Below are 12,271 nucleotides of genomic sequence, written 5' to 3'. Positions count from 1 at the left end.
TTGCCGGGTGAGTGAAGTCGAGATCGGTGCAGGCAAGCGCGGACGTCGGGCGTACGCGTTCGACGACATCGCAGTGGTCCCCTCGCGGCGCACCCGCGACCCGCAGGACGTCAGCGTCCAGTGGTCGATCGACGCCTTCACGTTCGAAGCGCCGATCCTCGCGGCGCCGATGGACTCCGTGTCCTCGCCCGCGACGGTCATCCAGATGGGTCGTCTCGGCATCCTCGGCGTGCTCGACCTCGAGGGCCTCTGGACCCGGTACGAGGACCCCGAGCCCTACTACGCCGAGATCCGCGCGCTCACCGACGGCAACGTCACGAAGCGCATGCAGGAGATCTACGCCGAGCCGGTCAAGGCCGAGCTGATCACCGCACGCCTGGCCGAGATCCGTGCCGCCGGTGTCCCGGTCGCCGGCTCGCTCAGCCCACAGCGCACGCAGGAGTTCTCCAAGACGGTCGTCGACGCCGGTGTCGACCTGTTCGTCATCCGCGGCACCACCGTCTCCGCCGAGCACGTCTCGCAGAACACCGAGCCGCTCAACCTCAAGAAGTTCATCTACGAGCTCGACGTCCCGGTGATCGTCGGCGGCGCCTCGACCTACACGGCCGCGCTGCACCTGATGCGCACCGGTGCTGCCGGCGTCCTCGTGGGCTTCGGTGGCGGCGCGGCGTCGACCACGCGCGCGGCGCTCGGCATCCACGCCCCGATGGCGACCGCGGTGGCCGACATCGCCGGTGCCCGACGCGACTACATGGACGAGTCCGGCGGCCGCTACGTGCACGTCATCGCCGACGGCGGGCTCGACACCGCCGGCGACGTCGTCAAGGCGATCGCGATGGGCGCTGACGCCGTCATGCTCGGCACCGTGCTCGCCCGTGCCTCCGAGGCACCGGGCGGTGGCTTCCACTGGGGCGCCGAGGCCCACCACCCGGAGCTGCCCCGCGGCCGCCGGGTCGAGGTCGGCACGATCGCCCCGCTCGAGGACGTCCTCAACGGCCCCACCCCGACGTGGGACGGCCGCGCGAACATCGTCGGCGCCCTGCGTCGCTCGATGGCGACGACCGGGTACTCCGACGTCAAGGAGTTCCAGCGAGTAGAAGTGGTCGTGGCGCCCTACCACCGCTGACGGCGGCACCGGCGCCTGAGACGAGCACGCGAGCGCTCCGGAGCGGGGCAGGCGCGAGCTCCTGAGCAGAGCACGCGAGTGCGCGGAGGCGACCATGGCAACGACGGTCTCAGGCAAGAAGGCACCGACGGGTGCGTTCGGCACGGCAGGGTTCGATCCGCGGGCGAAGCTCGGGCCGGACGAACGGGCGGCGGCCATCGAGACGCTGAAGACCAAGGAGCTCGACGTCCTGGTCGTCGGCGGTGGGATCGTCGGCGGCGGGAGTGCCCTCGACGCCGTGACCCGTGGTCTCAGCGTCGGCATCGTGGAGGCGCGCGACTGGGGCTCTGGCACGTCGAGCCGGTCGTCGAAGCTCGTGCACGGCGGCATCCGGTACCTCGAGCAGCTCAACTTCGCCCTGGTGCGCGAGGCCCTCATCGAACGTGGCCTGCTGCTGCAGCGCATCGCCCCGCACCTGGTGAAGCCCGTCCGCTTCCTCTACCCGCTCAACCACCGCGTGTGGGAGCGCTTCTACATCGGGATCGGCATGGCGATGTACGACGCCTTCAGCTGGTCCGGCGGTCGCCCTCCCGGTGTCCCGCACCACCGGCACCTCACCCGCACGCAGGTGCTGAAGTCGATGCCGTCGCTGAAGAAGGACGCGTTCGTCGGCGGCATGACCTACTACGACGCGCAGGTCGACGACGCCCGCTACGTCTCCTCGCTCGTGCGGACCGCCGCGGCCTACGGTGCCCACGCCGCCGCTCGGATCCGCATCGAGGGCTTCATCAAGGTCGGTGAGCGCGTCGTCGGTGCCCACGCGCACGACATCCAGACGGGCGAGCGGTTCGACATCCGGGCCAAGCAGGTCGTCAACGCGACGGGCGTCTGGACCGACGACACCCAGGCGATGGTCGGAACCCGCGGGCAGTTCAAGGTCCGGGCGTCCAAGGGCGTGCACCTCGTCATCCCGCGCGACCGCTTCCAGTCGAACATGGGCATGATCCTCCGCACGGAGAAGAGCGTGTTGTTCGTGATCCCGTGGGGCCGGCACTGGCTCGTCGGCACGACGGACACCGACTGGTACCTCGACAAGGCGCACCCCGCGGCGACCGCGGCGGACATCGACTACATCCTCGAGCACGTCAACACGGTCCTCCGGGTGCCGCTGACGCGCGAGGACGTCGAGGGCGTCTACGCCGGCCTCCGCCCGCTGCTGGCCGGTGAGTCCGACCAGACCTCGAAGCTCAGCCGCGAGCACGTCGTCACCCACACCGCGCCCGGCCTCGTCGTCGTCGCCGGTGGCAAGTGGACGACCTACCGCGTGATGGGCAAGGACGCCATCGACGAGGCCGTCGCCGCGATGGACGGCACGATCCCGGCGTCCACCACGCAGGACATCCCGCTGCTCGGCGCCGAGGGCTACCCGGCCGCGTGGAACAAGCGCGGTCGCACCGCCCGGTCGTTCGGCCTGCACAAGGTCCGCATCGAGCACCTGCTCAATCGCTACGGCACGCTGACCACCGAGGTGCTGCAGCTCGTGAAGGAGGACCCGGCGCTCGCCGAGGCCCTCCCGGGAGCGGACGACTACATCGGCGCCGAGGTCGTCTACGCGGCCTCGCACGAGGGCGCCCTGCACCTCGAGGACGTCCTCGCCCGCCGTACGCGGATCTCGATCGAGGCCTGGGACCGCGGCGAGTCGGCTGCTCCCGTCGCCGCGCGGCTCATGGCCGGCGTGCTCGGCTGGGACCAGGAGCAGACCGAGGCTGAGGTGGCGAACTACCGCAAACGCGTCGCCGCCGAGCGCGAGTCGCAGCTCCAGCCCGACGACGAGTCCGCGGACCGCGTCCGCCTCGAGGCCCCGGACATCGCGTTCGGCTTCGATGAGGACGACGTCGTGCCCGGGGGTGGCCGGAGCGACGGCGCCGAGGGCGCCAAGGCCTCCGACGAGCAGGTCATCGGCGAGAAGACGAGCGAACCGAGCTGACCGGCTGAGCGCCCACCGGACGGGAGGCCCGTGACCAGCTGGTCACGGGCCTCCCGTCCTGTCTTGGCAGCCTGGAGGCGCGCCTCGCGTGGGTCAGGCGACCAGCGTCGTCGACGTGGCTCGGAGGGCACGGCGGCGCTCGCCGAACACGAGCACCACCGGGATCGCGACCAGCGCCACCGCACTGGCGACGAAGAGGACACCGGCCCAGATGGTGTGGGCTCCGCCACCGACCCCGTAGCCGTCGGCGACGTCCGTGCCGAGCTGGAAGCCGGCGACGAAGAACGGAACCGCGCCAGCGGCGATGAGTCCGAGCATCCAGGCGATGACGAAGTGCGGTTCCACGCGCTTGTGCAGGGTCAGCGTCGCGACCACGACCGCCAGGGCGACGCCGATCGACGCGGTGACGAGGACGGCGACGACGTCACCGCGGACGTCGAACCCCTGCCGTTCGAGGTGTGCGTGGATCGCGCCGAGCGAGGTGCCGGGCACCGCCGCGAGCGGATCCAGCACGAGTGCTGCAGCGCCAGCAGTGCCGCATACACCGTGACGACCAGCACCCCGACGACGGCCACGACGATCCGAGTTCTCCCCATCGACCGAACAGTAGACGGCATCCACAGAAGAGCAGTCGGCGGAATGCCCGGGGCCGTCTGGTGGTTAGCATGGGAGTCCTGGGAAAGGGAGCCATCATGGTCGACGTTCATCGCGTCAAACTCCCCGGAGTCGGCGTACTGCACAGCTTCTACACCGACGACGGTGGCAAGTGCGGGGTCATCACGCACCGGTCGGGTCACTCCGACCTCATCTCGTTCGCCGACGTCTCGGACGGCGCCGACAAGTCGGAGAAGGTCTCGCTGCGCCTCAGCGACGACGAGGCCCACACGCTCGCCGAGCTCCTCGGCGGCACCCGGATCACCGAGGGCCTCGACAAGCTCGACCAGATCCCCGGCCTGTCCATCGACTGGTTCTCCGTCGACTACGAGGACGCCATCGCCGGCAAGCCGCTCGGTGACCTGCACGACTCGGGCTTCATCGGCCTGACCGTCGTCGCGGTCGTCCGTGGCGACAGCGCCAACCCCGCCCCCTCGGCCGACTTCGTCGTCTTCCCCGGTGACACCATCGTCGTTGCCGGTTCCCCCGAGAAGGTGACGAAGGCCTTCGCCTTCTACCGCAGCGGTGAGCTCGCGGCGGCTGCTGCTGCCGAGGCGCCGCCCGGAAGGTAACCGGCATGCACCTCGGTGGTGAGCTGCTCACCATCGGTGCCCTGTTCCTCATCGCCTACGTCCTCGGACGCCTGGGCAAGCTGATCGGCCTGCCGGCCATCCCGATCTACATGGTGGTCGGGCTCATCGCGAGCCCGCACACGCCGTGGATCGGGCTGAGCGTCGAGTCGCACACGATCGAGCTGATCGCCACCTTCGGGCTGATCCTGCTGCTGTTCAACCTCGGGCTCGAGTTCGATCAAGAGGAGTTCTACGGCAACGCCGGCAAGCTCCTGGTCTCCGGCGGCACGTACGTCGCGATCAACATGGCCGTGGGCTTCGCGTTCGGGTTCTCCCTCGGCTGGGGCACCCGTGAAGCCCTGGTGATCGCGGGCATGACGGCGACCTCGTCGAGTGCGATCGTCACGAAGCTCCTCATCGAGCTGCGGCGGCTCGCCAACGACGAGACCCCGATGATCCTCGGCGTCACCGTGATCGAGGACGTCTTCATCGCGATCTACCTCGCGATCGTGTCCGTCGTGCTCTCCGGTGACACGAACATCTGGGGCGTGATCGGCAAGCTCGCGCTCGCGTTCGGCTTCCTCATCGTGATGTTCAGCCTGGCGCGGTGGGGCGGCAAGCAGGTCTCGAAGCTCTTCGCCACCCGCGACGACGAGCTCTTCACCGTGCTGTTCTTCGGCCTCGCCGTGATGTTCGGCGGCATCGGCGACCTGCTCGGCGTGACCGACGCCATCGGGGCGTTCGTCATCGGTCTGCTCTGCGGTGCGACGCGCTACCGCGACCGCATCGAACAGCTCGCACTCCCGATGCGCGACGTCTTCGCGGCGTTCTTCTTCGTCAACTTCGGCCTCGGGCTCGACATCGCGACCTTCGGCGAGGTGGTCTGGCCGGTGCTCGCCGCGATCGGCATGACCGTCGTGCTGAACGCCGTCGCAGGTCAGCTCGTCGCCAGGATGAACGGCTTCAACGTCCAGCAGGGCATCAACACGGCCGTCATCCTGGTGAACCGTGGCGAGTTCGCGCTGATCCTCGCGACGCTCTCGGCTGCCGCCGGCCTGGAGGACCGGATCACCGCGTTCGCGGGCCTGTACGTCCTCATCATGGCCGTCCTGGGCCCCGTGCTCGCCATCAACTCCGACCGCATCGGCCGCCTCGTGATCCGTCCGGCACGGGTCCGCAAGCTGCGGGGGCGCGAGCGCGCCGCCGCCGAGGCCGCCGCCGCACGCAAGGCCGAGCGCGACCGTCGCTTCGCCGAGGAGATCGCACTCGTGGAGGCGGCTGGCAGGGACGAGCGGGAGAATGGGCAGCCTGCGGCGACGCCCGAGCCCGAGACCGTGAGCACGGGGACGTCGTCGATCGAGACCCCCGCCGAGCGCTCCGAACGCCCGGCCCGTCCGCGTGATCCGGAGTACTGATACAGATGTGGGCAGTCGCCCGACGACCGAGGTGGATCGCGCTGCTGGTGCTCGCGCTGGTCCTCGCTGCGGTGTTCGCCTTCCTCGGCAAGTGGCAGCTCGAGCGGAGCATCGAGAACGGCAAGCCGCTGCCGGCCACGACGGAGACGCGCAAGGTGCTCTCCGACGTCTCGAAGCCCGAGCGCGGTGTGGGCGACAGCCTCGCCGGCCAGCGGGTGACCGTCACCGGCCGCTTCGTCGCCGGTGACACGACCGTGCTGACCGGCCGCAGCGGGGGTGGTCGCTACCAGACCGTCGGACACATGGTCGACACGACCACGGGGGCGAGCCTCCCGGTCGTCATCGGGTGGTCCGACCAGCGGTCGGCCGCCGTCGCCGGTGGTGACCGCATGGCAGACGGCGCGACCGTCACCGTGCAGGGCCGCTACTACCCCTCCGAGTCCCCGGACCAGGACGCCTTCCAGCGCGACGAGTACTCCGCGGTCGCCCCCGCCCGGTTCGTGAACACGTGGAAGGCGTTCGACGACCGGATGTACGGCGGGTACGTCGTCGCCGACGGCACCACCGCGTCCGCAGCCGACCTCGGCACCGTCGCCGACCGGGCTCCCACACGAGAGGTCCAGTTCGACTGGCTCAACCTCTTCTACGCGGTCGAGTGGGTCGTCTTCGCCGGCTTCGCCGTGTTCCTGTGGTGGCGCTTCGTGAAGGACACCTGGGAACGCGAGGAGGACGAGCGCCAGCAGGCGGACCTCGCCCCCACCGGCCTGACCACCGAGCGACGATAGGCTTCCACCATGGCTCTGACCGTCCGTACCCGCGACATCCCCAAGATCCCGGGGGCCGTCCGGTTCTACCGCGTCTCCGCGTACGTCACGGGTGTGCTCCTGCTCGCCCTGGTCGTCGAGGTGGTCATCAAGTACACGCCGATCCAGCGCGAGATGCAGCTCGGCGGTGGGGCGTTCTTCGTGCCGAACGGCACCGCGGGGGAAGCCCCGGGCACCTTCAACCTGTCGATCGCGATCCTCATCGCACACGGCTGGCTGTATGTCGTGTACCTGTTCGCCGACTTCCGCCTGTGGAGCATCATGCGCTGGCGGCCGTCGCGCTTCCTGCTCATCGCGCTCGGCGGCGTCATCCCGTTCATGTCCTTCGTGGTCGAGCACCGCATGCAGCAGGCCGCCATGACCACCTACCACGAGCTGACCGCTGCCCAGCAGCGTGAGAAAGAGAGCGCTCGGTGAGCGAGACCGACCAGCGTCCCGTCCTCGTCGTCGACTTCGGTGCGCAGTACGCGCAGCTGATCGCACGACGCGTCCGCGAGGCCAACGTCTACAGCGAGATCGTCCCCCACTCGATGTCGGCAGAGGACATCCGCGCGAAGGACCCCGCAGCCATCGTGCTGTCCGGCGGTCCGTCGTCCGTGTACGAGGACGGCGCCCCTGCCCTCGACGCCGCCATCCTCGAGCTCGGCGTCCCCGTGCTCGGCATCTGCTACGGCTTCCAGGCCATGGCGAGCGCCCTGGGTGGCACGGTCGCGAACACCGGGCTCCGCGAGTACGGCGCGACCGCGGTCGACGTGACCGGCACCGACTCCGTGCTGCTCGGCGGACAGCCGGCGGCGCAGACCACCTGGATGTCGCACGGCGACTCGGTGTCCGAGGCCCCCGAGGGGTTCGAGGTCCTCGCGTCCAGCTCCTCCACCCCGGTGGCGGCCTTCGCGTCGGACGAGCGGAAGCTCTACGGCGTGCAGTGGCACCCCGAGGTCAAGCACTCCGCGTTCGGGCAGGCCGTGCTGGAGAACTTCCTGCACCGCGCCGCCGGGCTGCCGGGTGACTGGAACTCCGCGAACGTGATCGAGGAGCAGGTCGAGCGCATCCGTGCGCAGGTCGGGTCGGCGCGGGTCATCGCGGGGCTCTCGGGCGGGGTCGACTCCGCCGTGGCCGCAGCACTCGTGCACAAGGCCGTCGGTGACCAGCTCACGTGCGTGTTCGTCGACCACGGGCTGCTGCGCGCCGACGAGCGCAAGCAGGTGGAAGAGGACTACGTCGCCTCCACCGGTGTCCGGCTCGTCACGGTCGACGCCGAGCAGCAGTTCCTCGACGCCCTGGCCGGTGTCAGCGACCCCGAGCAGAAGCGCAAGATCATCGGGCGCGAGTTCATCCGGACGTTCGAGGCGGCAGCCGAGGCCCTGGTGCTCGAGGCCAAGGCTGAGTCCTCCGACGGCGGTTCCGGCGAGGTCGAGTTCCTCGTGCAGGGGACGCTCTACCCCGACGTGGTCGAGTCCGGCGGCGGCGCCGGCACTGCGAACATCAAGTCGCACCACAACGTCGGCGGTCTGCCCGAGGACATGACGTTCAAGCTCGTCGAGCCGCTGCGCACCCTGTTCAAGGACGAGGTCCGTGCGGTCGGCCGCGAGCTCGGACTGCCCGAGGTCATCGTCGGTCGCCAGCCGTTCCCCGGACCCGGGCTCGGCATCCGCATCGTCGGTGAGGTCACCGCCGAGCGCCTGGAGATCCTGCGTGCGGCCGACGCGATCGCCCGTGCCGAGCTCAGCGCCGCCGGCCTGGACGACGAGATCTGGCAGTGCCCGGTCGTGCTGCTCGCCGACGTCCGCTCCGTGGGTGTGCAGGGTGATGGTCGTACCTACGGGCACCCGATCGTGCTCCGCCCCGTGTCGTCCGAGGACGCCATGACGGCCGACTGGACCCGCCTGCCGTACGACGTGCTCGCGAAGATCTCCAACCGCATCACGAACGAGGTGCGCGACGTGAACCGCGTCGTGCTCGACGTCACGTCGAAGCCGCCGGGGACGATCGAGTGGGAGTGAGTCTCCCGTCCTGAAGGGGTCCGGCGCGCAAGGCGTCGGGCCCCTTCGTCGTTCGGGGCGCCTCCCGCGTCCCGGTCTCCCGCGCACCGGTGTCTCTCGGTGAGATCGCACTTCGTGTCGCCTCCGCCTGCGTTGAGCCGACACGAAGTGCGATCTCACCGGGGGGTGGGGTGGGGTGGGGTGGGCGCGTGCGCGGGTGCGGGGCGCGTGAACGACGAAGGGCCCCGGCGTGTGCCGGGGCCCTTCGTGTCTGCGTGCTAGTTGCGGGAGCTGCTCGCGATGATGGCGAGGATGCGCAGGATCTCGAGGTAGAGCCAGACGAGCGTCACGATGAGCCCGAACGCGGCGGTCCACCCGTAGGCGCGGGGGGCGCCGCGCTCGACACCGGTCTTGATCTGGTCGAAGTCGAGGATCAGCGAGTACGCGGCCATGACGACGACGAAGATGCCGATCAGGACGCCGAGCGGGATGCCGAAGAGGGTCACGCCGAGGAGCCCGAACGCGCTGTTGGTCACACCAGTGAGCGAGAGCACGATGTTCACGAGCGAGAACGCCATGTACCCGACCATCGCGACGAGGAAGAACTTCGTCGCCTTGGGGGTGGCGCGGACCTTGCCGGAGCGGAACAGCAGCAGGGTGACGAAGAACACGCCGAGCGTGCCGAAGATGGCCTGCGTGACGATGCCCTCGAACGCCGAGTTGTAGTACCCGGAGATGCCGCCGACGAACAGGCCCTCGAAGAACGCGTACGCGAGCACCAGCCCGGCGGACGGCTTCTTCCTGAAGGTGTTGACCAGTGCCAGGACGAACCCGATGATCGCGCCGGCGATCCAGACGATCGGGGGGAGGTTCCACCCGGCCACGGCACCGACGACGAGCACGCCGAACGCCATGAGCGTCTTGACGATGGTGTCCTCGTACGACATGCGGTCCGTGTCGACGGTGTTCGCCGCCGGACGGTCGTACATGTACTGCAGCTGCTCGGGCGTCATGCCGGCGGACTGCTGCGGCGTCGCGCCCCAGCGGTTCTGCTGCTGCGAGCCGGCGCTCCAAGCGTTCCGGCCCGCGTCGTTGAAGGCGGGGGACTGATCGAAACCGGGCTTGAAAGCCATGGTGTCCTCGTGATTCCTCTGGTCGGATCGTGAGCGGGAACGGCGGATGCGTTCCTTCGCGTCCTCTCAGCCTAGGTGTGCGGCGCGGCGAAAGGCTGAGGATTCGCGGCAAGCGGACGGCGGAGGTGCTGCCGTCGTCAGCACTCTACGGGCGCGTGCTGCGGGACCCCCTCGCGATCGACGGGAGTTCGCCGAGAGCACGGGTGCGAGTGCCGACGCAGCAGGGGTGGACACGAGTAAACCCGAGCGCGACGATGGGACCTGCAACGACGCACACCCGCCAGCAAGGAGCCAGCATGACGTTCACCCTCGGCATGGTCGGAGCCGGCCAGTTCTCCAGCCACTTCGCCACCCTCTTCGAGAAGCACCCGGGCATCTCCGCCGTCTACGCCACCGACGTCCTCCCCGAGCGTGCGGACCAGCTCGCCGAGGAACTCCACCTCGCCGGCACGTTCCCGTCGTTCGAGGACATGCTCGCCAGCCCCGACGTCGACGCCGTGGCGATCTTCACGCAGCGCTGGACGCACGGTCCGCTCGTGCTGCAGGCCCTCCGTGCCGGCAAGCACGTGTACTCGGCGGTCCCCATGGCCACCGCGCTGACGGAGATCGAGTCGATCATCGCTGCGGTCGAGGAGACGGGCCTCACCTACATGATGGGCGAGACCAGCCAGTACAACCCGGCGACGGTCTTCGCCCGCCAGAAGGCCGAGCAGGGCGCCTTCGGCCGGGTCTTCTACGCCGAGGGCGACTATGTCCACGACATGGACCTCGGCTTCTACGACGCGTACAAGTACAGCGGCGGTGACGAGTGGAAGGCCACGGCCAGCTACCCGCCCATGTGGTACCCGACGCACGCGATCGGCGGCGTCCTCGGAGCAGTCCCGCGCCATGCCACGAGCGTCAGCTGCATCGGTGTCCACGACGACCGCGGCGACGGGGTCTTCGACACCGAGGTCAGCATGTTCGACAACGACTTCTCGAACATGACCGCCCTGTTCGAGCTCGACGGCGGCGGGTCCATGCGCATCAACGAGTTCCGTCGCGTGGGCTTCCCCTCGTACATCCGCGAGAGCCGCTTCCGCTGGTTCGGCACCGACGGCAGCTTCGAGCAGCTCGTGACGAACTCCGTCTGGCAGGACCGCGAGGGCGTGACCGACGTCTCCGACCAACTCGAGAACCGACCGACGATGGAGGACGACGACCCCCGCCTGGCCGACGTGTCCCCGGCGCTCCGCAGCTCGTTCGTCTCCGGGCACGCGCCCGTGCACGACGCCCTCACGGACCGCCTGCCCGCCGAGTTCGACTTCGCGCCGAACGGGCACGAGGGCTCGCACCAGCTCCTCGTCGACGACTTCGTCCGCGCCGTGAACGACGGCGTGCTGCCGCCGGTCAACGCCTGGCAGGCCTCGCGGTACACGCTGCCCGGCCTCGTCGCGCTCGAGTCCGCCCGTCGCGACGGCGAGCGGCTCCCCATCCCCGACCAGGGTGACGCGCCCGTGGCCGTCGGGGAAGCCCTCCCGGTGGCGCACCGGGTGTCATGATCAGGGCGTGAGCGAAGCACCGGAGCGGCCGACCCGCAAGCCGACCCGGCGCGACGTCGCCCGGCTCGCCGGGGTCTCGGACGCGGTGGTGAGCTACGCCCTCAACGGTGGAGCACCCGTCGCCCCGGACACCCGGCGCCGGGTGCTCGCCGCGGTGGCCGAGCTCGGCTACCGGCCGAACCAGGCGGCGCGGGCACTCCGCTCCGGGTCGGCCCGCACCCTGGTGCTCGCGGTCCCCGACCGCGACGACCCCGTGTTCGCGAACCCGTTCTTCGCCGAGTACGCCGCAGCCATCGAGTCGGCGGCACGTGAGCGCGGCTACGCCCTGTACTCCACGGCGACGAGCTTCGAGCCGGATGGCCTCCGTGCGCGATTCGAGGAGTTCGCCGCCCGCATGGTCGACGGCGTGCTCGTGCTGTCGAGCGGGGCCGCCGACCGATCCGCGATCGACCCGGTCGGGTTGCCATGGGTCGACCTCAACGCCCCGGCGGCGCGGGACGGCGTCGCGAGCGTCGGCACCGACCTCCGCGCCGGAGCCGAACGCGCGACCGAGCACCTGCTCGACCACGGGCGGACGCGGGTGGCCTTCGTCGGCCAGCTCGACGACCGCGAACCCCGCCACAGCGGATGGCGAGCGGCGTGCGCGAGCCGGGGCGTGCCTCCCGGCCGGGTCTACGACGGCGGGTACACGCGTGACGGCGGCTACGTGTCCGGACTGCGGATCGCCGACGAGGACGACCGACCCGAAGCGGTGTTCGCCGCGTCCGACCGGACCGCCGTCGGTGTGCTCCGCGCCTTCCACGAGCGCGGGGTGCGCGTGCCCGAAGACATCGCCCTGGTGGCCTTCGACGGTTCGTGGGAAGCCGAGTACACGTGGCCGCCCCTGACGACGGTCCGGCAGCCGATCGAGGCGATGGCGGACGCGGCCGTCGCCCGGGTGCTCGACCCCGGCGGAGCGCGCGCGCACGCCGAGTTCGACGCGGACCTGGTGCTGCGGGCCTCCTGCGGCCCGCACGACGTCCACGGAGCGGCAACCCCCGGCCAGTAGGGTCGGCCGC

11 protein-coding genes are annotated in these 12,271 nt (G+C 70.1%); 9 read left to right on the top strand and 2 right to left on the bottom strand.

Going from position 1 to position 12,271, the window contains the following annotated elements; translation table 11 throughout:
- Positions 1–7 precede the first annotated feature (7 nt).
- Together OXR63_RS15635 and OXR63_RS15630 are read left to right on the top strand one after the other, a co-directional pair.
- Entirely contained in the window at positions 8–1,126 is a 1,119-nt protein-coding gene (locus tag OXR63_RS15635; RefSeq protein ID WP_071276610.1) for a GuaB3 family IMP dehydrogenase-related protein, read from the top strand.
- 94 nt (positions 1,127–1,220) lie between these two features.
- On the top strand, positions 1,221–3,092 hold the full coding sequence (locus OXR63_RS15630; RefSeq protein WP_267424716.1) for a glycerol-3-phosphate dehydrogenase/oxidase: 1,872 nt from the start codon (positions 1,221–1,223) through the stop codon (positions 3,090–3,092).
- 93 nt (positions 3,093–3,185) lie between these two features.
- On the opposite strand, the gene OXR63_RS15625 is transcribed toward OXR63_RS15630, so the two are convergent.
- Positions 3,186–3,584 (bottom strand): hypothetical protein, encoded by a 399-nt coding sequence (locus OXR63_RS15625; RefSeq protein ID WP_267424714.1) that lies wholly within the window; start codon positions 3,582–3,584, stop codon positions 3,186–3,188.
- 200 nt (positions 3,585–3,784) lie between these two features.
- Between OXR63_RS15625 and OXR63_RS15620 the strand changes: the two genes are divergently transcribed.
- From OXR63_RS15620 to guaA, 5 genes are read left to right on the top strand one after another with little or no spacing between them, the layout of a single operon-like run.
- Entirely contained in the window at positions 3,785–4,318 is a 534-nt protein-coding gene (locus OXR63_RS15620) for a cation:proton antiporter regulatory subunit (protein WP_267424713.1), read from the top strand.
- Positions 4,319–4,323: 5 nt separating this feature from the next.
- Entirely contained in the window at positions 4,324–5,733 is a 1,410-nt protein-coding gene (locus OXR63_RS15615; protein ID WP_267424712.1) for a cation:proton antiporter, read from the top strand.
- A gap of 5 nt (positions 5,734–5,738) precedes the next feature.
- Positions 5,739–6,518, top strand: coding sequence for an SURF1 family cytochrome oxidase biogenesis protein (locus tag OXR63_RS15610; protein ID WP_267424711.1), 780 nt, complete (start codon positions 5,739–5,741; stop codon positions 6,516–6,518).
- 9 nt (positions 6,519–6,527) lie between these two features.
- Complete coding sequence (locus tag OXR63_RS15605; protein ID WP_267424710.1) at positions 6,528–6,974, top strand: DUF3817 domain-containing protein; 447 nt, start codon at positions 6,528–6,530, stop codon at positions 6,972–6,974.
- A complete protein-coding gene (gene guaA, locus OXR63_RS15600; RefSeq protein WP_267424708.1) occupies positions 6,971–8,560 on the top strand; it encodes a glutamine-hydrolyzing GMP synthase in 1,590 nt (529 codons plus the stop codon). Before OXR63_RS15605 ends, guaA begins: the two co-directional genes overlap by 4 nt.
- A 257-nt stretch (positions 8,561–8,817) precedes the next feature.
- On the opposite strand, the gene OXR63_RS15595 is transcribed toward guaA, so the two are convergent.
- Entirely contained in the window at positions 8,818–9,672 is an 855-nt protein-coding gene (locus OXR63_RS15595) for a Bax inhibitor-1/YccA family protein (protein WP_267424707.1), read from the bottom strand.
- Between the two features lie 296 nt (positions 9,673–9,968).
- Between OXR63_RS15595 and OXR63_RS15590 the strand changes: the two genes are divergently transcribed.
- Entirely contained in the window at positions 9,969–11,213 is a 1,245-nt protein-coding gene (locus OXR63_RS15590; RefSeq protein ID WP_267424705.1) for a Gfo/Idh/MocA family protein, read from the top strand.
- 7 nt (positions 11,214–11,220) lie between these two features.
- Complete coding sequence (locus tag OXR63_RS15585) at positions 11,221–12,261, top strand: LacI family DNA-binding transcriptional regulator (protein ID WP_267424703.1); 1,041 nt, start codon at positions 11,221–11,223, stop codon at positions 12,259–12,261.
- The last annotated feature ends 10 nt before the right edge of the window (positions 12,262–12,271 follow it).

The sequence above is a fragment of the Curtobacterium sp. GC_Cur_3 genome, assembly GCF_026544205.1.
Classification (GTDB): domain Bacteria; phylum Actinomycetota; class Actinomycetes; order Actinomycetales; family Microbacteriaceae; genus Curtobacterium.
Note: the sequence above shows the minus strand (reverse complement) of the source record. Positions and strands in the feature narration are given on the sequence as shown.